This window comes from Ekhidna sp., assembly GCF_040220215.1.
Classification (GTDB): domain Bacteria; phylum Bacteroidota; class Bacteroidia; order Cytophagales; family Cyclobacteriaceae; genus Ekhidna.
This window is the reverse complement of sequence record NZ_JAVJTR010000011.1, coordinates 216540-242441: the sequence shown is the minus strand read 5'-3', so window position 1 is coordinate 242441 and position 25902 is coordinate 216540. Positions and strand designations below refer to the sequence as shown.

Below are 25902 nucleotides of genomic sequence, written 5' to 3'. Positions count from 1 at the left end.
TCACTTTAAACAATCTGAATCCATCCGTGTTTGAAGGGCTAAATTTGTACCATGCATAGACTGATGCCGGTAATGGCCCTAAGTGTTGTTTTAATTGTCAACTTTTTGGCTAATTACTTACCTATTGGTGGCAGAACTACAGCGGAGGTTTCAAAGGCTTACCCCACACTATTTACTCCTGCTGGATTCACCTTTTCAATCTGGGGAGTGATTTTTACATGTCTTGTTGTTTATGTCATTTATCAATATTTACCACGAAATCGAGATAATAAGACATTTGATCGAATCAATCGTCATTTTGTGGTCAATTGTGCCGCTAGCACGCTTTGGATATTTGCATGGCACTATGAACTGATAACATTATCGCTGATTTTGATGGTTGTAATTCTGAGCTCATTGATTGGTATTTACAGACATGTGTTGCCAGGTAATATCGTTGGATTTAAAGATCGTTTATTCGTAAGAGCACCATTTAGCTTGTATTTTGGATGGATTACTGTTGCCACATTAGCTAATATTAGTGTTGAACAAACGTTTATTGGGATGGATGACTGGATCATGACTAAGACAGTCTGGGTATTTGTTGAACTAGCTTTGGCTGGTGCGATTGCGACAGTTATGGTGATTCGATATAGAGATCAAATTTTTGGTGGGGTAGTAGCATGGGCTGCCTGGGGAATAACAGAAAATCAAGCCGACACGCCTGAAGTGGCTGGGGCAGCAGCAGTAGTTATGATTTTGATTCTTGTGATTTTAGTTATTGAAGGAACTAGAAGCGTTTTTTTTAAGTAATTATTTCGTTCTCTCAATAGTAAACTGTACCAAATCCTCAAGCGAATTTCTGTAGGTAGATTCCGGGAGAGTTTGTAGAATGTCCTTTGCTTTTTGGTGATACTCTTCCATGACTGAAATGGCATACTCAATGCCTCCGGAAGCCTTCACAAAATCAATTACATCAAAAACTAATTTTGGTTTTTTCTCTGCTCTTTTTACCAGTTTCTTAATTCTCCTTCGCTCTAATTTTGAAGCTTGATTAAGGGCATAAATTAAAGGGAGGGTCATTTTCTTTTCTTTGATATCTATCCCTCTGGGTTTCCCTATTTCAAATGTCCCATAATCGAATAGATCATCTTTAATTTGGAAAGCCATTCCTACAGCCAACCCAAATTCACCCATTTTTTGGATAGTCTCTTCATCAGCACCTGCAGATGCAGCTCCAACTTTACAACATGAGGTAATCAAGCTGGCCGTTTTTTGCCGGATCACTTCATAGTATATGTCCTCACTAATATCAAGCTTCCTGGCTTTCTCCATTTGAAGAAGCTCTCCCTCACTCATCTCTTTTACTGCCTCTGTAGTTATACGTAGAAGGTTAATATCCCCATTTTCCATGGAAAGGATTAAGCCTCTTGAAAGAAGAAAATCCCCTACAAGTACAGCTATCTTGTTTTTCCACAGGGCATTGATGGAGAAGAAGCCACGACGTATATCCGAATCATCAACTACATCATCATGCACAAGCGTAGCTGTGTGGAGTAACTCAATCAATGACGCCCCCCTATAGGTTGATTCAGTGATTGATCCTGCAGTTCCTGCGCTTAAAAACACAAACAATGGACGCATTTGTTTGCCTTTGCGGCGAACGATATAGCCAGTAATTTTATCTAGCAACATCACTTTGCTTTTCATGGATTGGCGGAATTTCTTTTCAAATTCCTCCATTTCATTTGCTACAGGGGCCTGGATATCTTTTAAGGTAAGTGGCATTTCAGGTGCAATTATACAGATGTTAGCGCTTTGCATTCATATAAAATGCAACCCTATCTATACAATATCCAACAGGTTAATAGATAATTGACCTTTCTTGATAATCAATCCCCAAATTATTGGGGTAAAGGCTATCTTTCCGCCAATTTCTAAATCAGGAAAATGCGTAGAAAGAAAGTCAGGTATTCAGAAATAGTTCCGAATAAGAACGAATGGCCAATCGTAAAACTGTCCAGGGAGCGCAAAGAATTTGTTGAGGAAGTAACTGCAGAAACATACAATCATCTAGTTAACTCAAAGAATGGATCACTTCGTGAGGAGATAGAAATGACTATTCATCGCGAGAAACTAAGAATGAAGGCCAATCCCTGGAGGGTGGATCCGCCTGATGAAAGAGTCTACTGGAAAAACATACAGGCCAGGCTGTTGGATATCAATCCTGATGAAAAGGAGCAAGCCAAGAAGCTGGAAAAGGAATTATTAAATGAGATCATTCAGCGATATACGCAAGAAATTGCCGGAAACTTCAAGAAATCTGCTTATCGGTTTGCTCAAAGCTTTGTCACTTTTGGTTTCGCAAGGTTGCTTAATGCAACGCGCGTAAAAGGGCTGCTGTCTCTTTTTAGTAGGCAATTAGACGTGGATGATAAAGTGCACGTGATTGGAGAGACCGAGCACATTAGGTCACTTGCCAAGAAAGGTACTGTGGTGATGGTTCCTACGCATTTCAGCAATTTAGATTCGATCCTTATAGGATGGGCGATTCAGTACCTCGGTTTACCTCCATTCATCTATGGAGCCGGGTTAAATCTGTTCAACATCAAAATACTCGCCTATTTTATGAATAGCCTGGGTGCGTACAAAGTAGATAGACGAAAAAAGAATCCCATCTATTTGGAAACCTTAAAAACCTATTCCAGAAATGCTATTAAAAGAGGGTGTCACTCGCTCTTTTTTCCTGGTGGAACCAGGTCGCGATCCGGAGAAATTGAAACAACGCTCAGAATGGGACTTTTAGGCACGGCAATTGAAGCACAAAGAGAGCTGTACCTGAATGCAAAAGAAGGGGAGGAAGTAAGAAAGGTGTTCATCGTTCCTGTTGTGATTAATTATCACTTTACCCTTGAGGCTCCTTCGCTGATTCGGGATTATCTGAAAAGGACCGGACGTGAACGCTATTACGTAGAGGCGGATGAATTTTCCACTTCCTACAAGTTGGGAACGTTCATGTTCAAATTCTTCACCAAAGGATCGGATATTTCTGTGAACGTCGGAAAAGGAATTGATATTCTTGGAAATTACGTGGATTCAGAGGGAAATAGCTTTGACAAAAACGGGAACCCCATTAATGTCCGTGACTACTTTCTAAGGGATAAGAAAATCACCTTTGATGCCCAGCGGGAAAAAGAATATGTGCGTGTACTGTCCAAACGAATTGTGGAGGAATATCACAAATACAATCGCGTTTTCGCAAGTCACCTGGTAGCTTTTACAGCATTCAAAATGCTGGAAAGGAAAAACCCAAAACTCGATTTGTACAATGTATTAAGGTTACCTGACGAGGATTTGATCTTGGATTATGAAGAGTTTAAAACCAACTTTAAGAAATTGAGAAATAGACTAGAGAAAATTCACAAGAAAGGGGGGGTGGATATGGCTGACCATATGAAGCACCGGGCAACAGATGCGATCGAGCATGGCTTACAAAACGTAGGGCTATATCACGATCAAAGACCACTTATCAAGAAAGGCGATAAAATAATCGTTCAGGACACCAATACATTGTATTATTACCACAACCGAATGAATGGCTATGGGCTTGAAAAGTACATCTAAGGAAGTTGTAGGTGTAATTGGAGCAGGCAGTTTCGGAACTGCTATTGCCAATATTTTGGCTGAGAATAACGCGCAGGTAATTTTATTCATTCGTGATCCCGAAAAGACAAAAAAGATTGCCAAAGAACGTGTCAGTTCCGGTCAAAAGCTTCATGAGAACATTGAAGTAACCAACAATCTGGAGGAGGTTCCACAAAGATGTGAAATCATTTTCCCAATGGTTCCCTCGGCTAATTTCAGGGACATGGTAATAAAGTTGGCCCCTCATCTTCGCCCATTTCATGTACTTATACATGGGACGAAGGGATTTGATCTTTATGTGCCTAAGAAGCAAAAAATCACAGCTAATAATCCACTTACACGCGAGCATGTTAAAACAATTTCTGAAGTAATTAAAGAAGAGACTTCCGTGTTGAGAGTAGGGTGTCTGGCCGGACCAAATTTGGCTCGTGAACTAGACCAAAGAAAACCAGCGGCAACTGTTGTGGCATCCCATTTTGACGAAGTGGTTAAAATCGGTCAGCGATTGCTAAAGAATGATCGATTTATGATCTACGGCAGTCGTGATTTAATTGGGATAGAACTATGTGGTATTTTGAAAAATATTATTGCAGTGGGGGCTGGTACCATTGCAGGCATGAATTTAGGTGAAAATGCCAAATCACTCTTTATCAGTAGGGGGTTAGTGGAGATGGTTTATATAGGTAAGGCGCTTGGTGGTAATGCGCAAGCTTTTCTGGGACTTGCTGGAGTGGGAGATTTGATTGCTACCTGCACTTCTAACTTAAGTCGAAACTTCACTGTGGGATATCGCCTTGCACAAGGAGAATCTTTGAAGGAAATCATTGATTCAATGGAAGAGGTAGCAGAGGGTGTAAAAACCATTAACATCGTTAATGAACTTGCAGAATCCTATAAGGTTAGATGTCCCATTACCGAAACGCTTTACAAGATCATTCATGATCAAATGACCATTCAGGAAGCGCACGGCTATCTTATGAATTTTCCTTTCCGTGCGGAAATTGACTTTTTGGAAGCTAAGTAGATCAAACTATTTAATTATTGTAAAGCTTATTCGTAAGATTTTCTTCAGAAAAATTGTGAGAAGAGACCTATGTCGGTATTGGTCAAATTTAGGATCAATCATGTTTGTAATTATGTTGATTAAATTCCTTTTTGAAAATCCTCCGGCAGTTCCAAATTGTCTTTTCCTATGTGTAATGGGGATTTCTTTTATTGACGCATTTAAGTCAAATTTTAATCTCATGAGGATTTCGAGATCATAAAATGCTCCTGAATCCCAGTGGATTAGGCTTTTTAACTTTGCTCCGTTAAAGATTTTGAGCGCAGAGTTTACATCTTGTAGATTTAACCGGAAGAATTGTTGGGCTAAAAAGTTGAAAACTTTGGAATATATGCGTCTTTTAAATGAATCTTTTCGTGACACCCTAAAGCCAGTGATTACATCATAGCTTCCAATGTATTCTTTATAGCTAAACAAATCTTCAGGTTCATATTGGTGGTCACCATCCGTATAGCCAATGTATTCATATTTTGCTACCGACACAGCTCTTTGAAAACTCCCACCAACGTTTAGATTAGTCGAATTTTGAAAGACGATAAGCTTGTCAATTTCTTTAATGGACTTAAGCAAATCAAAGGATCCGTCATGACTGCAATCATCAATTACTATAATCTCATAATCATCTGATACTTTAGAAAGTACATCATTAAGCCCATAAATAAGTGGCTTTAACGTCCCACTATCATTGAACGAAAGAACGATAAATGAAATATTCATTTGATAGAATAAATACGATGAAGATCGCTAATTGAAACTCTCGGATGTTTACCCCCAGATACTAAATGAATTTTATTTCCAATAACTCCACCGATTATTCCATGTCTTCCTTCGGGTAAATAATCGAATTGTATCCACTTCTCCTTTTCAATATCAAAAGCCTCTATTTCATCAAAACAAGTCCATACGTTTTCGCCACCAAAAGTTAGAATCTTTTTATCGTAAAGAACACTTGCAAATCCACCTCGAGGTGTCGGGATTGGATCCAATGTTGTCCATTCACCTGTTTCAATATTATATTTTTCTAAATAGTCCAGGTTGAATCTAAGATCGTCTTTTCTGCCCGAAATGGCATATAGGTTTCCTGAATGATATTCCATCCTCATGTGATCTCTGGCATATTTCATTGGGGCAAATTCTGTCCATACACCGGCTTGGATGTCATAAGCAAACAGATCATTGGTGATTTCCTTATTTTCATCGATTCCACCAACATACCAGATTTTGCCTTGCCCATAGCATACTCCTCCACCACCACGAGATGCTGGCATTGAAGGGAATGGTTCCCACTTCTTAGCTTCCGGATCATACCTGAAAAACAGATCGTAGGGATTCCACTCAGCGAACATGAATCCTCTCAGGCGGATGCCAAGAGGTTTAAATCCACCCAATACATACAAATACCTCCCATCAGTAACAACACCAGGATGATTTACATAATGGGGGATGTCATCAAGTTGAACCCATTCATCGTTAGTGGAATTGTATTCGTAAAAATCGTTCAAGGTTTGAGCAAACGAATCAATCCCCCCGAGAACATACATTTTAGTGCCTATGGCTGCACCTCCAGCTTCAGTTCGCGCCTTTGGTAAATCCCTTCCTAAGGTAAATACGCCTTTTTCTGTAATGACTTTTTCAGAAGCATATGAAATAGATCTAAACCAATAAAGGTATATTGAGAGCAGTCCAGCTAAAGCAACAAAAAAAATGACCAGTAAGAACTTAAGTATAGATTTTAACATTAAAAGTGTGATACGGTATGGTGAAAACTGGACTCTAATTTCATGTGTAGTTGTATTAGTTGCAACTTTTTTTTATTTAAAATCAGACCCGCAATTGTATGGTGACTTAGCTTATTTTGCTTTTTTTTCTAACATGGTGAGTGATGGTCATCTGATCTATACGAACAGTAGTTTGGGTTACACACCATTGAGTGTCATAATTCCGGGTTATGTTTTTAAACTAGGGAACACTTTCATAAGCAGTTTAATCCTCTACAGAATACTTGGGATCATCAACCTTTGGTTAATTATCTTTTTTTTGTTTAAAACTGCAATTATTTATTTCGAAAGAAGAATAGCCTTTCTAATCGTGCTTACTTTAATTGGTTTGGAGGTTGTTGGCAACAATTCTGTTATTGGATTTGACCCAAAGCTTTTCGTTTGCCTAGCCACGATAGGTGGATTTTACTTTCTTCTTAAAAACAACTATTTACTGTCTAGTCTATTTTTAGCATTTGGATTTTGGACATGGCAACCGGCAGGAGTGAACTTCATTTTTCTTGGATTCATGTTTTTTAAGGAGAGTGAGTTTAAGAGAATTATTCCAGTTCTGTTGGGGTTTCTAGTTGCTTCGCTTCCATCATTAGTTTATCTTTTTGTTACTGACCAAATTGGAGATTTTTATCAGCAAAGTCTGGTTGGTAGAATTCAACTGGGTACTTCTAATATGCCCATCTTACCTTTTAAGTTTCTTTACAATCCTTTCAAATTTCATCAATCTGATCTTCTCATTTATTTAGCAATGTTTTTGGGGTTTTTTATTCCAATTCTGAGGAAACGTATTGATAGTCAAACTAAAAACCTACTCATTTTCACTTTGATTTGGGTGCTTTTGTTTTTCAAAGAATATGGGTATCGGGATTTAATTCCGATCCTGGGAATTTTGGTATTGTGGTCTGGGTATTTATATGAGTGGGCATTTGTGCAAAGAAAAATGGATTTTAAAGTCTTGACTTTTTTACTGGTTCTGGTATTCTACTTCGACGCTTTCTCAAATCACCGTACCTTTCAAAATCAAAAGAGAGAATTTCAGAAGTTGGATAACAATTATGATTTCCAAAAAGGAAACTATTTAACACTTGGCGCTAATTCTGAAGCTTTTAGTTTCATCAATGATACCCATACTTACAAGCTTCTAGTTCGTCTCAATAATTTCAATATACAGGAACCAACCTGTGATGAATTAATCCAGGATATGGGATTCAAAGTCAAATATTTAATAGTTGATAAACCTGCGATTCAGAAAGAAAGGAATTTTGATTGCGGTAATAGAATTATTTCAATAATCAATAAAAGTCAACCTATTTATGAAAGTGAGACTATTATGGTGTTTGAGCTATAGCAATAATTGTTTCAGCCCTCCAAAGCCTTCACCCTTTCCTTCAGAGGTGGGTGAGAATAATGAACGAAAACAAATGCAGGATGTGGTGTGAGGTTAGATAAATGATCTGCACTCATTTTTTTCAATCCTGTTATTAATGGGGTGCCATCATAAGTTTCCTTAGCATAAGCATCCGCTTCATATTCATTTTTCCTGGAGATCACATTGCCTATGATTCCCAAAATAGTAGAAATAGGAGAGTAAAGAATTCCAAAAGCAAGGAGATTCAAATGCAAGGCAGAGGTCTGTCCCCCCATTGCCCAACTCACTTCAGCACTATAGGCCATTCGTGAGAAAAGGAATAACATGAATCCCATTAACATAATGCTGAAAACCGTGCTAAAAAGGATATGTTTTTTCTTAAAGTGTCCTACTTCATGAGCAAATACAGCAGTCAGTTCCTGAACAGAATGCTTTTCTACCAGAGTATCAAACAGCACAACCTTTTTCTTTTTGCCAAGTCCACTAAAAAACGCATTTCCTTTGCTCGATCTTTTAGATCCATCCATGATGAAGATGTTTTTCAATGGAAAATTCACCTTATCGCAATAAGCCTGGATTGAAGACTTTAACTCACCTTCTTCCATTGGCTTGAGCTTGTTGAATAGCGGTAAAATCAATGAGGTATAAAACAGGTTTGCAAACAAGACAAAAGCAGTCATGACAGCCCAGAAATAATACCAGAATTCACTTCCAATGGCATTCACAAAATAGATTAGCACTCCAAGCAGCAGCCCACCAATGATAATGGTGAGAATGTACCCCTTGATTTTGTCGAGGATATAAGTTTTAGCCGTCATCTTGTTAAACCCGTATTTCGCTTCGATTACGAAGTTTCGATAGATGGAAAAAGGGGTGTTAATCAGATCGGACACTACGAAAAGAATCCCAAAAAAGATAAGTGGCGAAATCAGGCTCAAAGGAGAAAAAGTTCGAATCCACTGATCGAGTATTCCAAACCAACCATTGTAAATAGCCAACAAGAGAACAACAAAACTGAAGGTTGCTGAGAAGGTGCTGAATCTGGAAATTTCTGCCTGATAGGCTTGCGACTTAGCATATTTTTCTTCATCATAAATACCATCCAGTTCTTTCGGGATAGGCTTTTTAGAGCTTTTCCTGTTGAGGTAATTCAGGATACGCTCAAGTGTGAAATCAAAAGTGATGATCACCAGAAGAATGGTGAAGAGGGTTTGTTCAGTCATAGGACAAAATTAAGCGACTATATTTTCAAAAAATAAACGGAATTGGACACTTCAACCTTCTTACATCAGCCGAAGGCTTCAACGGATCACCAAGACTAAAAGAGTAGGCAATGCTGATTTCATGCGCTCCACCTGTGCCTACACCTAAATCAGAAAGTGTATAATCATAACTGTACCCAAAAGTGGTCCGGTTGGTTTGCATTCCGATCATAAAAATGAGGGATTCATTGTTTACTACCCCATCCAGGTTTTTAATGGGAATGCCACGGTACCAGAGTCCGACCAATATAGGATCTAGTGTAAAGTATGCACCCAGATCAAGTTGATCAAAATTTCCTTGCGAGCGGTAATTAAAGCTTGGTGTGATACTTCGCTCGCCTATTCCGGTTCTGGTGGAGCCGGGATTTAGAGGAATCCGGTAGCCGCCATGCACGGAAAATTTTCTTGGAAGCGGAGCGTCTCCATCGTCAATGCTTTGATTAGGTTCTAATATGTGATGCATGGCCGCTCCTATCCAAATAGAAGGATTGTAAAACACACCCCCAAAAGCAAGATCAAAAAACCGTGCGTTAAGGCCATTGTCAAATACTTCCTGAGTAGGATTTCCTGTAAATCCGGAACCGCTTAGTTGGTCTCCGAAAATCAGATTTGAAAAATTTAAATCCTGAAAGGTGTAAGCTGCTTCTACTCCTGGCCGGAATGTCCATTGGTAGTTGATTTGTAACTGATAAGCATATTGGAGCCCAATAGTAGTAGATTTTAATCCGGCACTACCTGCTTTATCGGTGGTGAATATAAGTCCTGCACTGCTATAGTAATCTTCAAAATGATAATCGAAATAGGCAGAAAAAGTCTCAAAGTTAGCATCAAGATTTGGCCATTGCGTCCGATAGTTAATACCCATTCTGCCTTTTTGATTAATTCCAACAAGTCCGGGATTCAAATACAACGGTGCAGCGTAATACTGCGAAAACTGAGGGTCTTGCGCGTGCAAAGTGTTTCCTTGACAAAGGGCACTTGTGATCAATGTAAAAAAGATGACCTTTCTGATCATGTAAAAATGTAGATTAGAAATCGTTGAGCAAATTATACAATTAATACAAATCGGCTCAAGTTTTGTGTGTTACATGAGTAATGTAACGACCATATAACCGTTAGTATTTTGATGTTGTTGATACTATTTAGAGTTAAATATTTTAAATCATTTTCAAGTGACTCTACATTATTAATGAATAAACCTTGAATTATTCGGGTTAACCGTATTTTTACAAAGTGTTGTGTATGTATAAGGACATTTTTATGATTCGTATCCCCTATGGGTCTGTTGTTTGCAGATTGCTTTTACCTGTCCTGCTTTCTCTTTTTTCTCTCATACTTTGCGCACAAGATGTTACCGAGACCAGGTGGTATTTTGGTAACTCTAATGAGAACCTCGTTTTTGATCGAAACGGGAGGGATGTTTACCTGCAGACAGACCAGTTTACTCCGTTTGGTTCTGCCGGAGCTGCCACCATTACGGATCAGTTTACCGGCAATTTGCTTTTTTATTCGGATGGGGTTAATATCTATGATGTGTCACATACTCTTTTGCCAGGTGGAGCAGGCTTAAATGGCAATTCTGCAATAAACGTTCCTGTTGTCACTTGCCCAGTTACTGATAGCCCGGGTCAATATTATTTATTTACCAATTCTGGTACAACAGGCCCTAATGAGATTCAATACACCATTGTTGATGCGACGTTGCAGGGAAACGGGACAGCACAGTTTCCCTATGGAGATGTTGTTTCTTCAAATACCGGTACAGGGCTTACAAATCCTTCTGAAGGAATGCTTATTATTCCTTCTGGAGATGGTGAGTTGTTTTGGCTGGTTTCTCAAAACCGAGCTACTTTTCAGATTCAGGTTACCCAGATTGATGGTGGAGGTATAGGAGCTACCACAAATTATGATTTCACGAATGGAACTACACCCGGCTTTGAGGCCTCTCATTTCGCTTTTAATGCAGACTCCTCACAACTGGTCATGGCACCAAAAAGAGCCAACAGGAATATCTGGTTAATGGATTTTGATCCGGCAACAGGAGTTCCAACCTTTGATCGCACGCTAACAGGAACAGGTTTTAATGACGATCAAAATGAATCCATCTATGATTTGGAATGGTCTCAGGATGGATCTAAAATATACATCTCAAGATTTGGCAGCAGCGGGACTACCGGACAGCTATACCAACTGGACTTCAACGACACCACGCTTGCTGTAAATCCAATTTTACCATCACCTATTTTTAGAAGTTATGGATTAAAAAGAGCTCCCGATAATCGTATTTATCATTTGTATCAGGAAACCAATGCATCCCCTTTCAACTTGGGAAGAATCAATCGTCCGGATAGTATTTTGGATTCTATTCAATACCAATCAATCGTTTTCGCTGATGATTTCAACGCTAGACAATTCCCTGAGTTTACACCCGGGTACAATTTCACTTTCGACACGCTGAATTTCTACTGGATTGATAGCTGCGAAACGAATGTTACCAAATTTTTTCCCGTGGTTGAGCCTGTACCGAACAATCTCACCTGGGATTTTCAGGAAGCAGGAAGTAATGCGTGGATTCCTAATTATCAGTTTTCTGCTGCTGGAGGATACACGGTTAGCTTAACAGCAGAAGTAAATGGAATCCGACAAACCATAAGTCAGATGGTGGAAATCTTTTCGAATGATCTAATGGTGGATTTGGGTAATGACACCACCATCTGTGTGGATGAAATCTTGACACTTGATGCTGGTGCGGGCAGTTCATTTGTCTGGAGTACCGGGGAGGTTACACAGACAATTGATATTGATACTGCTGGAACTTATTGGGTAGAAGTGACTAATGCAACAGGTTGTACGGGCTTTGATGATATTGAAGTACTTGAATATGGCATCACAACCCAAACTTCCAATCAATGGTACTTTGGTGAGCAGGCAGGAATCGAATTTACCAATGGCCCCATTGCAATTTTGGATGACAATAAACAGGATGCCCTGGAAGGATGTGCTACAATCTCAGATGTAAATGGTGATCTGCTGTTCTACACCAATGGATATACGGTATGGAATAAAGACCATGATGTGATGATGAATGGGGATACAATTGGAGGGGATCAACAATCTGCCCAAAACGCACTAATCATGCCATATGGGGATGACCAAACCATGTTTTACATATTTACGACTGAGCGTGTTTATGGTGATAATGAATATGCATTGAGATATTCAATCGTAGACATGAAAGGTGATACTGCAAAAGGAAAAGTGATTGTTAAGAACGTTAAATTGATGGATAACAGTACTGAGCGGGTTACAGGATCCGGCTTTACCGGAAATGATATCATAACTGCTCATGAATTTGGAAATAACACGTTTAGATCTTTCAGAACAAGTGCTGCTGGTTTAAGCGGGGCGATTTTCTCCCCATCTGGTGAAGTGCATGATTTTATGCAGGAATTAAGTGCGACAGGATACATGAAAATCTCTCCGACACTTAATCAAATTGCAGTAAATATTCCAGGCACTAATCAGGTAGAGATTTTGGACTTTAATCAAGGGGAAGTATCGAACCCTCGGTTGATAGATACAGGTGACAGTGACCTATACGGAATGGAATTTTCACCTGGTGGGCTAAAACTATACCTTACAACTTCATCTGGTACCTCGAAACTGATTCAGTTTGATTTGGATAGTTTGAATTCGGCCAATTCTGCTGCGGATATTTCTGCCACCAAATTTGACGGTTACCCTCAAGGACCTAATTATGGAGCTCTTCAGTTAGGACCAGATGGTACTATCTATATGGCGGTCGATAATTCACCTACCATCGGAACCATCAGTGCCCCAGACGCAGATGATGCAGGCGCTGGTTTCGATGCGGCAGGTTTTGATCTTTCAGGACGTACTAGCAGGCTGGGTCTTCCAAATTTTGCTCAAAATCAATCTGACCCTATCCAGGAGCCAAGCATGACAGTTACCGCAGGTTGTGCAGGTCAGTTATCCACTTTTTCAGGTGTAGGCAGAGACCCCAATAACTCAATAGAAAACTATCTCTGGATTTTCGGAGATGGCACATCAGCCGCTATTCAGGATACAACACACACGTATGACAATCCCGGAACATATACGGTTCAGCTTGTTTTAAGCAATCGATGTGATATGGATACCACCCTTACACAAACAATCACTATTAACAACATTCCGGAAAGCCCAACCGTCCCAACAGATACAGCATTATGTGACCAACCCATTATATTAACTGCCTGGCCAACTGATAACCCTGATTTTGCATACTACTGGAGTACTGGTGAGACCACTCGTGAGATTACGGTTTCAAGCCCGGGAATTATCGATGTAGCAATTATTAATACCGTGACAGGCTGTACTTCGGATACACTTAGTGTTTTCATGGCTGATGCCCGTCCGGATGTAGATCTGGGTCCAGATCGCACCATTTGCCAAAATGACCCAACTATAACATTAGATGCCCAGGTGGCCAGGGGGACATACTCATGGGCGATTGATGGGGTGGTTCTGGGCTCGAATAGAACCTTTGATGTCGATACAACTACAGCAGGTGTTTTTGAATATACGGTGGAAGTCACAAACTCTTTTGGCTGTGTTGGTCGTGATACGGTACAAATTTCAGTTCTGGAAGCTCCTGATGTAACAGTCACACCCAATCAAACAACAGGGTGTGGCAATGGCGATGGATTTGTTTCGATTGATTTTAATAGCCCAGGTAGTTATTCATATCAAATCTCAGGACCTAGTAATGCTGGTCCATTTAATGCGGATGGACCAACAACCGTTACTATTCCTGCAGGAGTACCTCCAACAATTGGAAATTTAGCTCCGGGCAATTACAATTTTACCGCAACAAATCTGGTTTCAGGATGTGTTTACTCCGAAGTTGTTCAGATTGAGGATCCGGGTAGTTTCAATTTTACAGTCAGCAGCACGGGTAATTGTGATGGAGATGTGGAATTAACATTAGGTTCAGTTCCGGCTGATTTTACATATGAGATTCAAAATGATAATCGAGTAATCATAGAAGCTGGTACAAATCAGTCTGTATTTTCAAATCTTAATACAGGAACGTTCTTTGTTCAGGTAACAGATAACAATCCTCCGGGTTGTGTTGAGACAGCACAGATTACAGTAAATCCCGGAAACGAACCGGTATTCACTTTTGATGCAATTCAGGAGATATGTGGTGCAACAGGGTTTGTAACAGTTACTGATGCTGGAACTACACCTGGTGTTACATATACCTGGGCAACCTCAGATGGAAATATTATCACATCTCCTCCAGATGGAGAATCTGTGGAAGTGGATCAGTCAGGGACTTATACGGTAACAGCATCTGCCGCTACTTTTTGCCCTCGATCAGAAGATATTCAGGTCAATTTTAATGGAGATCCAGCAGTTGACGTAGTTGTTGATGGAGATCCATGTGAGGGTGAGATAACCCTTATCGCTAATGTAACCGGAGGAAGTGGAAGCTATATCTATAATTGGAGCGACGGAGGAGGTGCGATGCAGCGAACCATTACTACATCAGGCACATACAGTGTTACAGTCACGGATCAGTTCACAGGGTGTGAGATTACATCCGGCGACACCAATATTGAAATTCAGCCGAGATTCACCGTTGATATGACCTTGGATCCTGATTGTAATAATGATGGAAGAATTTATGCAATTGCAACAACCAATTATTACAATCCTTCAGTCACGTACGAATGGCAGGACCCTGCAGGAAATGTTCTCTCAGACACGGACTCAATACTAGTAGTAACTCAATCTGGAAGATATACCGTAACCGCTACCAATGAATCTGGGACATGTACCGCAACAGATGCTCTTGACGTTGCAGTTGTACCAATCAATCCTGAAGATTTAATCTTACCGGAAAGGGCTGCTTTTTGTACAGCCGATCCTGTCAATCCTACTGTAGACCTTGACCCGGGTATTTTTAATACCTATGAGTGGCGCTTGCTTCCGGACAATACGGTTATATCCACTGATCAAGTACTTACGGTTTCAACTTCCGGTACCTATGAGGTTACGCTTTATAACGGGTTCACCTGCACCAGGGATCTAGTGGAGGTCGTTGAAGATTGTACACCGGTAATCGTCGCTCCAAATGCATTTTCACCGAATGGCAATGGAGTAAATGATGAGTTTTTTGTTTTCCCAAATGACTATGTGGAAGAATTCGAGATTCTGATCTATACCCGCTGGGGAGAATTGGTTTACAGATCCAACACTCAAGATTTTAGATGGAATGGAATCTACAAAGGAGCATTACTTCCCCCGGGGACCTATGCTTATATCATGAAGTTTTCAAGCTCTTTGGCGTCAAGCCTGGGAACCATTGAACAATATGGCTCTGTTACACTTATAAGGTAATGAGTTATTTCGATCATATTTACAATCGACTTTTTGGCCAGAGCCCCACACCAACCAAAGTGTTGGTAAATGAAATTATAAAAAGAAGTCAGTCTTTTCTTGATAAATTCAATGCATGGAGTAAATCAGATACTTGCGAGGACTTCTTAAATGATCTATGGCAATCATATACGTGGCGTAAACAAGGTCTGGACAATGATCCGCAAATCATGCTTTTGGAATCTACCTACAGCAATGGTTTTGCTATAGATTATGAAGCGAAGTATGGAAAGAGTAGTTTCAGATACCTGTTCGATTACTTTGCGGAGGAGATTAAAAAATTGGACTATCGGCTTGTAGTAAGTCGCCAGACAATGAAAGAAAAAGGCGATGTAGTGGAGATGAAGGAAATGCACTACCTAAAACCAAAGCGTAACTGGGTAGAACCTATTGATCAAAAATTTGGCAATGTTCAAATCGAGTATATTGAAGAAAATGATCAGCCGACTCGCATCAAATTGCTGGTAAATTCGTATCCCGATAGGAAATACAAGAAAGCTGATAACTTCGAAGATTTAGCAGAATACATATTTTCAACTAAGAAAAACAATTAAATAAAGACATGAGAATACTAGCATTAATTACACTACTTTTTGTTGGCTCTACTGCTTTTCAAACAGCAGAGGCACAATTACTTCCTACTAAACTTAGAATTACCGTAATCGATGGATTAGGAAATTTTGTGGAGGGTGCGACTGTCTCTATTTATGAGACGGAAAAAGATTATCTCGCGAGTGAAAACGCTGTTGCAACTTTGAAAACAGACAAAAAGGGAAGAGTTACGTTTAAAGATGTTAAGCCAATGGCCTACTTTGTGGAAGCGAAGTTTGAGGATCAAAATAATAATGGGGAAGGGGTGAAAACAGGTGAGCTTTCCGAAGGTAAAATAAACAAGGTTAACACTGTGATTGAATAGGTGAGAAAATCCATACTACCACTTTTTCTTTTTTTCCTTTTTAGCGATTCTGAATTTCTTCCTGATCCTTCTTATACAATTTCTATAAATGAAGAGCCATCTGAGATTGGTGGCAGGGAGGATGTGATGGGCAGAAACGAATATTTGCGACTGCTGACAGCTGACCCCTACACTGGACAAATTCCAGCAGGTATTGCCAAGGCTGAGTTACGTTTTTCAGAAGAACACTTGATCAAAACGGCCAGGTTTAGGACACAACAGCTGGATATACAATCGCTTGGCCCCAATAATGTTGGTGGGCGCACACGAGCAGTAGCTTTCGATATTCGCAATGAAAACATCATTTTAGCCGGTGGGGTGTCAGGTGGTGTATGGAAGAGTTTAGATGGAGGAATTACATGGTCTAAAAAAAGTAATCCAGAAAACCGAAACAGTGTAACCTGTATTGTCCAGGATGTTCGGCCCGGTAGAGAAGATACCTGGTATCACGGGACGGGTGAAATTGTCGGAAACTCTTCTCGTGGAGGCGGAGCTCCATTTCGAGGAAACGGCATTTATAAATCTACCGACAATGGGGAAACGTGGAATCCCATTCCAGCTACGCAGGATTCTTCGCCCAACCTTTTCAATAGCCAGTTTCAGTACATCTGGGATATTGAAATAAATCCTGCAAACCTGTCAGAAGACGAAGTGTTGGTTGCGGCTTTCGGAGGAATACTACGATCTATTGATGGTGGTGATACATGGGAAGTGGTGATAGGGCAGCAATTGTTCAATCTTGACGAATCAGCAGACCTGAATGTTTCTAAAGCTTCTTTTTATACCTCAATTGAACGATCTGAAAATAATGTGTTTTACGCAACACTATCAACTGAGAGTCCTTCAGACGATCCATCACTTGAAGCTGGCTTTTATTATTCTTTAGATGGGCAAGAGTGGGTCAACATCACCCCGCTGACCGAAGAATCTAAATACCGCAGGGTTGTCATAGGTAGCAGTCCATCCAATCCCGATATTACCTATTTCATGGTGGACTCCAATCCTGTTTTTATTCTGAATCACAGCCTGGCCGGAATCAATAGTCCAAGCAGGATAAATGGTTTTGACCCACAACCTCGTACAGTGCCTGACTTTGATGAAGACCTGGGGATTCTAAATACCCAAGGGTCATACAATATGATGATTCGTGTGCATCCACAAGATCCAAACATGGTTTTTGTAGGTGGGACAAACCTGTTTCGCTCTACCGATGGATTCAAGACTAAGGAAAACATCAGTTGGATTGGAGGATATAATCCGGAAGGAGGTAGTGGAATTTATCCCAATCATCATCCTGATCAGCATGACTTGTTGTTTCTGCCTAGCAATCCCAATGTAGCCCTGTCTGCCAGTGATGGAGGACTTATTTTAAGTCAGGACATAACAGCTGATACGGTGGAGTGGCAAAGCAGAAATAGCGGTTTCATCACTTCGCAATTTTTTACAATTGCACAATCGAAAACCTCCAATGATCCTACGGTTATTGGTGGAATGCAGGACAATGGGACCGATCTTTCTGCGGGCGGTAGCACTTTTTGGGAAGGGATTTTAGGTGGTGATGGCGGGTATGCTGCTACAACCAATGACAATTTTCTTTGGTTCTCATCTTTTCAAAGGGGGCAGACCTTGAGGTTGACGCTGAACAATAAATACGATATCACTTCTTTTGGTCGGGTTGATCCTGGAGGTTTGGTCTCCAAAGCCGGAGGTGTCTATTTGTTCATCAATCCATTCGCCTTGGATCCGATTAATCCAAATCGAATGTTTTGTGCAGGGGGCAATCATCTTTATTATCACCCAAACGTATCTCAGATTCCAGGCGGATCACAGACACCTACCAGCCTGGGGTGGGTAAAAGTCAATGAAGAGCCTTTGGATAATGATCAGGTAAGTGCAGTAGAGGTGAGTGCAGACGCAAGTAAAGTTTACTATGGAACAAGCAGCGGTCGACTATTCAGACTGGATAATGCAAATGATCAGCTCTTGTTTGAAGTTGTAGTGCTTGATTCTTTGACAAATGGGTATGTTTCTAGCATTGGTGTTAACCCGGAGAACAGCGATCATATCATTGTCATTTTCTCGAATTACAACATTCCATCCATTTTTGAAAGCCAGGATGGCGGAGAGAGCTTTGTTGATATAAGTGGAAATTTGGAGGAAAATCCGGATGGTTCTGGAAGTGGACCAAGTATCAGATGGGCCGAGATTATTCCAAAGAATTCTGGGAATTTAATTCTGGTTGGCACAAGCACCGGATTGTATGGTACAGAGAATCCGGACGGAAGTTCTACTATTTGGATAAAGGAATCACCAAACCTGATAGGCAGCTCGATCATCCCGATGATGGATTACAGGCCAAGTGATGGACGTTTAGTCATAGCTACCCATGGTAATGGCGTTTATGCAACGAATATCTCAGGTTTTAAACAGATTGAGCCGGTGAATCCTATAGGTGAGCAATTTAACGTTCTGGCAACCTACCCCAATCCTTTTCAAGACAAGACGCAAATACAGTATACATTGCCAGAAGATGGTGAAGTGCGAATTGATGTATTAAATCCGAACGGAGGATTAATAAATACTATCCTATGGGCTCATCAGGTAGCCGGAACTAATGCAGTAACATGGGATGGTACAACACCATCTGGCACTACGCTTTCGAATGGTATTTACTTTTATCGCATTCGATATGCGGGACAATCGAAATCCGGCAGGCTGATACTAAGGCGTTAGCGCAAGCTGAGTACTAATAAAAAGTACGCGATGACCATTACCCAAAAATGGTAGTTTACAATGTTTGGGATGATCCCAAGATCCATCAGGATAACAGCAATTGCTAAAATGAATGATGCAATTCGTAAAGTATTTTTTGTGCTTTTCGTCATGGTATAGGTTTTAGACTAAAATAAGTATTTCACCGCCACATGGCAAATTGAATTGGTTGATTCATCTTTGCAACATCTGAGTTAATGGCAGAAATTGGAATAGATATCAGAAAAGTAAAAGCACTGTTAAGTGCAGGTGATGTTGTAGGCATTCCTACTGAAACGGTCTATGGCCTGGCAGGGAACGCATTGGATGAAGATGCCATTCTTAAAATCTATTCTGTAAAAAACCGGCCAAAGTTTGATCCGCTCATAGCTCACACTGATTCACTGGCAAAGTTGGTGAAGCTGGTAAAAGAAATTCCTCCTCAGGCTCATGAATTAGCACAGGCATTTTGGCCCGGGCCATTGACTATTTTATTGGAGAAGAAAACCGTCGTTCCGGATCTTTTGACATCCGGACTGGATCGGGTAGCTGTGAGGATACCGGATCATCCGCTCACATTAGAACTATTGTCAGGGATTGAGTTTCCTTTAGCGGCACCCAGCGCAAATCCCTTTGGCTATGTATCACCTACTTCTGCTCAGCATGTGCAGGATCAGCTGGGGGAGAAAATACCATATGTTTTGGATGGTGGTATGTGTCGGGTAGGCTTAGAATCTACGATTGTTGGGTTTGAAGGAGAAGAAGTGATTGTTTATCGATTAGGCGGCACCAAGGTTGAGGCGATCGAAGAAGTTGTAGGGAAGGTGAGGATACAGGTGAATGAAAGCTCTAATCCTGCTGCTCCGGGTATGTTAAAATCACACTATTCACCGGGTAGGAAAATGATTCTTGGAGATATTGAGAAAAATCTATCCGAACTTAATCCAAAAACAACTGGCATCATTTCGTTCACCGAATCTTTCGAGGTTTCAGATGAGAATTTGGCCGTCCTTTCAACTGCCGGAGATTTGGAAGAAGCAGCCAGGAATATTTTTTCTGCTCTTCGCAAAATGGACCAGCCTCACATCGAAGTGATTTTGTCTGAATTTTTACCACAGGAAGGCTTGGGAAAAGCTATCAACGATCGGTTACGAAGAGCTGCAGTCTGATTTTAGTAAATTGTAAATTTTGCTTTGAAGATTATCTCCTTCAGGGGATTATAGGGGTGTTTGTTTTCATTCTACTCCCCATACTCACGTTTATACACTTTTTCAAAAGGTGTCAACTCACCATTTCCATTGATAAATAGTGTGTAATCAAAATCCTTACTTGAGCGCAAAGCAGCATCATCGTTGGTATGTTTAATGAGCGTAGCTGGATTGACTTTAAGCTGCTGAGGATAATTGAAGTTGAATTTCTTCAAATCACTGGATATGATCAGTTTATTGAAGAGTGCAGATATTTTTATAATAGAAACCTTCCCATAAAGGGGAGAAAAGCCCAACTTATCCAGCTTATATATGGAAGATCCTTTGGTGGCATGTCGCATTCCAATCACGCATAAAATCCCTGTGTCCGGAAATTCATTTAATAGCGATTCAAATTTGCGGTAAATCAATCGATCCCTGAATTTGTAGTTATTGTTTGGGTTAGTGTAGTCAAATGTTAGTCCATCATCCATTTCCAGAATCATGGTCGCAAACTGAACAAAATCATCACCAAAAAATTCTGTATAAGCTTCGCTCTTCCTCTCAAGCTCATCAATCGTAATTAGCACCAAACTCTCAATCAGCTCCCGATCATAATAGTACATGACAGACAAGCCCTGATAGGATTCACGATGCGCTCTTGTTTCTTCAAAAATCTTCTTAAAAACACCTAGCGTGCCTTGTAGAGATTCTGGAATGGAGCGATCCCCAATGAGTTCATTGATTACGAAAATGGCCGACTCCATTTTGTACTCAATATCAATGCTCCTGACAAAGACTCGATCCTCAGAGTTAAGCGATTGATTGAACTGATAGAGTTCCTCAAAAAATCTCCAGTTTTCTTTCCCCCAAAACATGGTGTTTCTAATCACATGCCGAAGCTTGGTAGTATCTCCTGATTGAAGGTAATTATTGATCATGTGAGCCACGCTTGCACCTTGCTCAATAGCTAAAATTCTGACATTCCCATTTTTATGTAGGTAACGAAGCAGCTTTATAGTAGTCTTGGGCACAGATCGAATGTTATGCCAATGCTCCGCCAGCACAAATACCTGATTGCTGTCGATTTCTATGAGATCATATCCATCAAAATTGTCATCATTTTCAATGGTGACGGATTGGATATTTGGTGAGGTTTGAGCAAAACCATAACTACTCCAAAGAACTGATATGATTAAAAACAGTCTGATGTTCATTCGGTGAGAGCAACGAAACTTAGATTATGAAATTGCATTAATATTTTGCCGGCTTATTTCCCGGCAGACTTTTCCTGATAAACTCCCTGATGTGATCATTGCTGCTGATCAAATCCTCATTTCGAAGGTACATCATATGACCACTTCTATAACCTTTGAATGAAAGCCGATCCTTCATTTTACCACTTGGGTCAATCTGCCACATGGTGTATTTCGCATCAAAATATTTGGTGGCGCCATCATAATACCCACTTTGGATCATGGTATGCAGATACGGATTTTGGGCCATGGCTTGTCGCAGGTTCTCACCTGTGTTGTTATCATCTCTATTCCATGGATGGACCGGTCCGAACATATTGTACTTCATGTCTGTCTGGTAGTTCAAGACATTTTTGTAGTAGTAGTTTATAGCCGGAGTAAAAGCATGCAACCAGCTGGTCAACTCCGAATTAAAATCCGGGCTGTCACCCCCCTCTGTGCGGTCAATACCTTTGTACCTGGAATCAAGGCGCCCGACAGTAAAGCCTTCTTCCCGTAATAATTCTTTCCAGAAAAATGAAGTAGGGACATCCAAATTATATTGAAGAATCACTTTTTCAGAAATGCCGGAGTAGCGTGCCATCACCTGGGCTGCTTCCTTCTTTTCTTCCTCGCTTACAAAACCACCCTTCGCCAGGGTTGGCATCAACTCCTGGATGGAATAGGTTTCAATCTCGTCCAGTACTTCCAGTAAATCTTTGCTTTGTAAGTCTGAGGGTAGCTTTTCATGATACCATGCTGCTGCAGTAAAATAGGGAACTCTCAAAGCAGCTCCCAGAGGCCCGTCTCTTCTTCCTTGTCCACTGTGGATGCCTAGCTCGGTGGGGGAGACCAGTATCACTCCATTAAGATACATCCACTGCCTGTTTTGCAGTTCAAGAGCTAATCCTGAAACACGAGTAGTTCCATAACTCTCTCCAATGAGGTACTTGGGAGACTCCCAACGATTCATCCGGGTCACAAATGTGTTGATCCATTCCGCGAGGTAGGAGATATCCTCATTCACCCCAAAGAAAAATTCCCGATCGGTATTTTCAGGATCAAGAATCCGTGAGTACCCGGTGTTGACTGGGTTTACAAATACAATATCTGCTACATCTAAAATGGAGTTTGGATTGTCTTTCACGCCATAAGGCTGGATGGGAAAACCTTCGTCATCCACCTTCAAAATTTTAGGTCCTGTGTAAGCCAGGTGCATCCAAACGGAAGCAGATCCCGGCCCTCCATTAAATGAAATCAGTAGAGGCCTGCTGGCTCTGTCTTTAATGTCTGATCGCTCATAGTAGGTAAAGTGAACCGCAGCAATAGCCTTTCCTTCTTTATTCCAGACAGGTTGTGTTCCGGTGGTTGCTTTATAGGGGACTGCTTTCCCTTTGATGGTTACCTGATGTGTAGTTGCAATGGTCTCATTGGCAGGGATGGATCGATCTTGTGCAAAGAGAGCGGCACAAAGCACTAACGTTAAAATGGTGAGGACACTCTTCATATTCTAGGATTTTTGAATTTAGAAGGGAAATGTACCAAATAAACGAATGTCCTAGAAATGAAAAAGACACACTCGGTAAATGAGCATGTCTTTCGGTACATTTTTGATATTACTTTTTATTGAAATCTAATCCATTTTCAAACGGAGATTACCATAGCTGGAGTCGATTCGAATCATTTTGTTTGGGTCCCCCTTTCCAATTTTTCCCTTATAGGTGCTTTTGTTAGATTCCTTTACCCGGTAGTTAAATGTAGCATCTACATCTGATGACACTTTGAGATCAGCAAAAGAAAACTCCGCATTTATATCCGCATTGAAGCCTTCCTCAAGACCTATTTCATAGGAACCAAACTTACCATCAATATCAATAAGCGTAAAAGACTTAGCTACTTTGTCAATTTTAAAATCACCCAGATAGCTGCAGTCAAGTTCCAGACTGCCTGTTAGTTCTTCAATATCCAACCCTGAGAAATGAGCATCAGCATCTACTTTCCCTGCTTTTTCGATCTCTACTTTTCCGTATTTACTTTCAAGATCCAACATCTCCACTTCTCCAATTTCAATATCTGAGAACCCCTGAGTGAGATCAAGGTTTTTTGCTTTATCAATCTCGAAATTGCTGTATTTGATGGTAGCTTCCCCGTCGTTGATGGTACCGATGCTTCCGCTTCCAAAAGAAACTTTGATATTAGCGTCACCTGAAACATTACCCACCTTCATAGAACCGTATGCTACGTTTATATCCAGGTCATTGTCACGATCACCCATAGTTACGTCTCCAAAACTATTCTTGATTTCAAGCGGATTTTTTTTGGGCATATAAACCGTATAGTTGATCTCAAAGCCTTCTTCGTTTTTGTTTTTATTGTTTTCAATTTCTGTTTCGAAAACAATCTCTGAGCTGCCTTCAGTGATGTCGATGGTAATTGCATCAAGGATACGTTGAGCACGCTCTTCATTTCTTCCTTTGCCGATGATTTCGACTTTTATGTCAAACTCGCTTTTGTCGGTTGAGTTGATCTCTACTTTTCCAAACTTGTTTTCAATCTTCAGCTTAGTTGTAGCACTTACTTTATAGTTTTTCTCAACGTACTTCTTCTTTTCATCCTGGTCACCGGCCACCGCTGCTATGGCAAGCAGCAGGCACAGTCCTAGCATCTTATATTTCAATAGATATGTCGTTTTCATTGTTTTGGTTTTTGATGTTTTGTAAGATGTCCAACTGCCTGTTCAGGATGTCTAGCCTCAGCTGCAGGTTGCTGATCATGGCATCCATCACACGGTCGTTGGAAGCATTGGTTTGGTAGGTTTTCTTCAGTTCCACATACATAGAATCGAGTTGGTCGATTTCTACCAAAAATTGTTCATGTTGTTCAGGAGTTAACTGTTCTGTTATCGCCTGTCTTTTCTGCGATATCAGTTTGACATAGTAATCTTCCGCCTGGGTAAATTCCTCACTCAATACCGGCCCTTCATTTTGACTGGTATTCCTGTCTACTATCAGATAGATCGTGGAAACCATGAAGAGTACAGCTGCTACTTTCCAGATCGCAGGCCAGATCACTTGCTTTTTGCTAAGATTTTGATCTATTCTATTCCATACTTTTTCTGAAGGGTTTGCATCGTCAAATGCACCCCTGTTGTCCATGATGAATTTTTCAAATTGGTCACCCATAGTTCACCTCCTGTGTTACAATCATTTTCAATTTATCTTTTGCTCGCTTGTACTGAGACTTGGAAGTTGATTCCGTTATTCCCAGTATCTCGCTTATTTCTTTATGGTCATACCCTTCAAAAAGGTAGAGCGATAGCACGGTTCTAAATCCAGAAGGCAATTCATTCATTGCTTTTTTCACCTGCTCCACCGTGTAGTTTGGTTCTGACTGTTCAGGCTCAAACTCACTAGCCTTTGCTTTCATATCCTCTGCCAGCATCAGGTCTTTTTTAGCTTTCTGCACCTGATTCAAAGCCTTGTTAATTACGATTCGTTTCAGCCATGCACCAAATGATGCATCTTCACGATAGCTGGCCAGGTTTTGAAAAGCGCTTACAAATGCATCCTGCAATACATCTTCAGCATTATTTTCATCACCCGTGATCCTCAGTGCAGTATTGTACATCGCTTTATTGTACAGCTTGTAAATCTCAAACTGCGCATTGCGATCATCCTCTCTGCACCTGGCAATCAGGTCGGCGTGAATATTTACCGTATTTGCTTCCAATTTTAAGGTTAGTATGTAGTAAAGACTTGTAAAGGAGGCATGGGTTGCATGGGTTGTTAATTTTAATCGATTGGAATGAAATATATGAAAAAACTTTTCCGGGCGATTGTACTGGCACCTATATTATCGAGCGATTTTTTTTAAAATTGTAGTATCTACCTTTAGCAGAGCACGCTGGATCAGAATGCGGTTACTTTTTTTGGGATGGGCGTAATTATAGAATTGGTTATTGAATTCTTTGGTGAATTTTCACAATTCAGGCATGTTAAACTAATAAATGGAATGATGGGATATCAAGAAACGCAAAATTTTGGTATGACCATTGTACCTACTGAAAATTTTTCATGACATTTTTTTGGAGTAGGAATACGGATGGGTTACTTTAATCAATAACTTATTTATTAATAGGGCTTTAGGCTTATTTGATTAAACTTGTACAAGAATTACTATTGGGAAATATGATGAGAGTGTTTCGCGTGTTTTGCACTGTTTTTACGCTAATCATTTT

At 40.4% G+C, this 25902-nt stretch carries 20 protein-coding genes; 9 read left to right on the top strand and 11 right to left on the bottom strand.

Going from position 1 to position 25902, the window contains the following annotated elements:
- Positions 1-51 precede the first annotated feature (51 nt).
- The gene (locus tag RIC88_RS05375) at positions 52-792 is read left to right on the top strand and encodes a TspO-related membrane protein (RefSeq protein WP_350216475.1); all 741 of its coding nucleotides are present in this window, start codon (positions 52-54) and stop codon (positions 790-792) included.
- Here RIC88_RS05375 and RIC88_RS05370 read toward each other — a convergent pair whose 3' ends face one another.
- The gene (locus tag RIC88_RS05370) at positions 793-1767 is read right to left on the bottom strand and encodes a polyprenyl synthetase family protein (RefSeq protein WP_350216474.1); all 975 of its coding nucleotides are present in this window, start codon (positions 1765-1767) and stop codon (positions 793-795) included.
- Between the two features lie 162 nt (positions 1768-1929).
- Here RIC88_RS05370 and RIC88_RS05365 point away from each other — a divergent pair, with 162 nt between their 5' ends.
- Positions 1930-3603, top strand: a complete 1674-nt coding sequence (locus RIC88_RS05365; RefSeq protein WP_350216473.1) for a 1-acyl-sn-glycerol-3-phosphate acyltransferase — start codon at positions 1930-1932, stop codon at positions 3601-3603.
- Positions 3581-4648 carry an NAD(P)H-dependent glycerol-3-phosphate dehydrogenase gene (locus tag RIC88_RS05360; RefSeq protein ID WP_350216472.1) on the top strand — a complete coding sequence of 356 codons (1068 nt, stop codon included), beginning with the start codon at positions 3581-3583 and terminating at the stop codon, positions 4646-4648. Before RIC88_RS05365 ends, RIC88_RS05360 begins: the two co-directional genes overlap by 23 nt.
- A 6-nt stretch (positions 4649-4654) precedes the next feature.
- On the opposite strand, the gene RIC88_RS05355 is transcribed toward RIC88_RS05360, so the two are convergent.
- Positions 4655-5404, bottom strand: coding sequence for a glycosyltransferase family 2 protein (locus tag RIC88_RS05355; RefSeq protein WP_350216471.1), 750 nt, complete (start codon positions 5402-5404; stop codon positions 4655-4657).
- On the bottom strand, positions 5401-6426 hold the full coding sequence (locus RIC88_RS05350) for a Kelch repeat-containing protein (RefSeq protein WP_350216470.1): 1026 nt from the start codon (positions 6424-6426) through the stop codon (positions 5401-5403). Before RIC88_RS05350 ends, RIC88_RS05355 begins: the two co-directional genes overlap by 4 nt.
- A gap of 298 nt (positions 6427-6724) precedes the next feature.
- Between RIC88_RS05350 and RIC88_RS05345 the strand changes: the two genes are divergently transcribed.
- Positions 6725-7807, top strand: coding sequence for a hypothetical protein (locus RIC88_RS05345; protein WP_350216469.1), 1083 nt, complete (start codon positions 6725-6727; stop codon positions 7805-7807).
- A gap of 11 nt (positions 7808-7818) precedes the next feature.
- On the opposite strand, the gene RIC88_RS05340 is transcribed toward RIC88_RS05345, so the two are convergent.
- Positions 7819-9051 carry a M48 family metallopeptidase gene (locus RIC88_RS05340; RefSeq protein ID WP_350216468.1) on the bottom strand — a complete coding sequence of 411 codons (1233 nt, stop codon included), beginning with the start codon at positions 9049-9051 and terminating at the stop codon, positions 7819-7821.
- 25 nt (positions 9052-9076) lie between these two features.
- Positions 9077-10105 carry a PorP/SprF family type IX secretion system membrane protein gene (locus RIC88_RS05335; protein ID WP_350216467.1) on the bottom strand — a complete coding sequence of 343 codons (1029 nt, stop codon included), beginning with the start codon at positions 10103-10105 and terminating at the stop codon, positions 9077-9079.
- Between the two features lie 227 nt (positions 10106-10332).
- On the opposite strand from RIC88_RS05335, the gene RIC88_RS05330 reads away from it, so the two are divergent.
- The 4 genes from RIC88_RS05330 to RIC88_RS05315 are packed head-to-tail and all read left to right on the top strand — an operon-like array spanning position 10333 to position 19225.
- Positions 10333-15498, top strand: a complete 5166-nt coding sequence (locus RIC88_RS05330) for a PKD domain-containing protein (RefSeq protein WP_350216466.1) — start codon at positions 10333-10335, stop codon at positions 15496-15498.
- On the top strand, positions 15498-16091 hold the full coding sequence (locus tag RIC88_RS05325; RefSeq protein WP_350216465.1) for a hypothetical protein: 594 nt from the start codon (positions 15498-15500) through the stop codon (positions 16089-16091). The genes RIC88_RS05330 and RIC88_RS05325 overlap by 1 nt, the downstream gene beginning before the upstream one ends.
- Positions 16092-16099: 8 nt before the next feature.
- Positions 16100-16453, top strand: coding sequence for a peptidase associated/transthyretin-like domain-containing protein (locus tag RIC88_RS05320; RefSeq protein WP_350216464.1), 354 nt, complete (start codon positions 16100-16102; stop codon positions 16451-16453).
- A complete protein-coding gene (locus RIC88_RS05315; protein ID WP_350216463.1) occupies positions 16454-19225 on the top strand; it encodes a WD40/YVTN/BNR-like repeat-containing protein in 2772 nt (923 codons plus the stop codon).
- Here the strand turns inward: RIC88_RS05315 and RIC88_RS05310 are convergent.
- Positions 19222-19377 carry a hypothetical protein gene (locus RIC88_RS05310; protein WP_350216462.1) on the bottom strand — a complete coding sequence of 52 codons (156 nt, stop codon included), beginning with the start codon at positions 19375-19377 and terminating at the stop codon, positions 19222-19224. The genes RIC88_RS05315 and RIC88_RS05310 overlap by 4 nt on opposite strands.
- A gap of 84 nt (positions 19378-19461) precedes the next feature.
- Between RIC88_RS05310 and RIC88_RS05305 the strand changes: the two genes are divergently transcribed.
- Positions 19462-20412, top strand: coding sequence for an L-threonylcarbamoyladenylate synthase (locus tag RIC88_RS05305; RefSeq protein ID WP_350216461.1), 951 nt, complete (start codon positions 19462-19464; stop codon positions 20410-20412).
- 71 nt (positions 20413-20483) lie between these two features.
- On the opposite strand, the gene RIC88_RS05300 is transcribed toward RIC88_RS05305, so the two are convergent.
- From RIC88_RS05300 to RIC88_RS05280, 5 genes are all read right to left on the bottom strand, one after another.
- Positions 20484-21647 (bottom strand): TraB/GumN family protein, encoded by a 1164-nt coding sequence (locus tag RIC88_RS05300; RefSeq protein WP_350216460.1) that lies wholly within the window; start codon positions 21645-21647, stop codon positions 20484-20486.
- Between the two features lie 37 nt (positions 21648-21684).
- On the bottom strand, positions 21685-23172 hold the full coding sequence (locus RIC88_RS05295; protein WP_350216459.1) for a S10 family peptidase: 1488 nt from the start codon (positions 23170-23172) through the stop codon (positions 21685-21687).
- Positions 23173-23298: 126 nt separating this feature from the next.
- Entirely contained in the window at positions 23299-24360 is a 1062-nt protein-coding gene (locus RIC88_RS05290; RefSeq protein WP_350216457.1) for a DUF4097 family beta strand repeat-containing protein, read from the bottom strand.
- Entirely contained in the window at positions 24332-24847 is a 516-nt protein-coding gene (locus RIC88_RS05285) for a hypothetical protein (protein WP_350216456.1), read from the bottom strand. The genes RIC88_RS05290 and RIC88_RS05285 overlap by 29 nt, the downstream gene beginning before the upstream one ends.
- Positions 24840-25394, bottom strand: a complete 555-nt coding sequence (locus tag RIC88_RS05280) for an RNA polymerase sigma factor (protein WP_350216455.1) — start codon at positions 25392-25394, stop codon at positions 24840-24842. The genes RIC88_RS05285 and RIC88_RS05280 overlap by 8 nt, the downstream gene beginning before the upstream one ends.
- Between the last annotated feature and the right edge of the window lie 508 nt (positions 25395-25902).

Bases quoted from the DNA above. Each gene is read 5' to 3' on its own strand.
- RIC88_RS05300 (WP_350216460.1), bottom strand. From the start codon at position 21,647: ATGAACATCAGACTGTTTTTAATCATATCAGTTCTTTGGAGTAGTTAT.
- RIC88_RS05290 (WP_350216457.1), bottom strand. From the start codon at position 24,360: ATGAAAACGACATATCTATTGAAATATAAGATGCTAGGACTGTGCCTG.
- RIC88_RS05375 (WP_350216475.1), top strand. From the start codon at position 52: ATGCATAGACTGATGCCGGTAATGGCCCTAAGTGTTGTTTTAATTGTC.
- RIC88_RS05295 (WP_350216459.1), bottom strand. From the start codon at position 23,172: ATGAAGAGTGTCCTCACCATTTTAACGTTAGTGCTTTGTGCCGCTCTC.
- RIC88_RS05365 (WP_350216473.1), top strand. From the start codon at position 1,930: ATGCGTAGAAAGAAAGTCAGGTATTCAGAAATAGTTCCGAATAAGAAC.
- RIC88_RS05285 (WP_350216456.1), bottom strand. From the start codon at position 24,847: ATGGGTGACCAATTTGAAAAATTCATCATGGACAACAGGGGTGCATTT.
- RIC88_RS05310 (WP_350216462.1), bottom strand. From the start codon at position 19,377: ATGACGAAAAGCACAAAAAATACTTTACGAATTGCATCATTCATTTTA.
- RIC88_RS05370 (WP_350216474.1), bottom strand. From the start codon at position 1,767: ATGCCACTTACCTTAAAAGATATCCAGGCCCCTGTAGCAAATGAAATG.
- RIC88_RS05330 (WP_350216466.1), top strand. From the start codon at position 10,333: ATGTATAAGGACATTTTTATGATTCGTATCCCCTATGGGTCTGTTGTT.
- RIC88_RS05355 (WP_350216471.1), bottom strand. From the start codon at position 5,404: ATGAATATTTCATTTATCGTTCTTTCGTTCAATGATAGTGGGACGTTA.
- RIC88_RS05325 (WP_350216465.1), top strand. From the start codon at position 15,498: ATGAGTTATTTCGATCATATTTACAATCGACTTTTTGGCCAGAGCCCC.
- RIC88_RS05350 (WP_350216470.1), bottom strand. From the start codon at position 6,426: ATGTTAAAATCTATACTTAAGTTCTTACTGGTCATTTTTTTTGTTGCT.
- RIC88_RS05320 (WP_350216464.1), top strand. From the start codon at position 16,100: ATGAGAATACTAGCATTAATTACACTACTTTTTGTTGGCTCTACTGCT.
- RIC88_RS05305 (WP_350216461.1), top strand. From the start codon at position 19,462: ATGGCAGAAATTGGAATAGATATCAGAAAAGTAAAAGCACTGTTAAGT.
- RIC88_RS05335 (WP_350216467.1), bottom strand. From the start codon at position 10,105: ATGATCAGAAAGGTCATCTTTTTTACATTGATCACAAGTGCCCTTTGT.
- RIC88_RS05360 (WP_350216472.1), top strand. From the start codon at position 3,581: ATGGGCTTGAAAAGTACATCTAAGGAAGTTGTAGGTGTAATTGGAGCA.
- RIC88_RS05340 (WP_350216468.1), bottom strand. From the start codon at position 9,051: ATGACTGAACAAACCCTCTTCACCATTCTTCTGGTGATCATCACTTTT.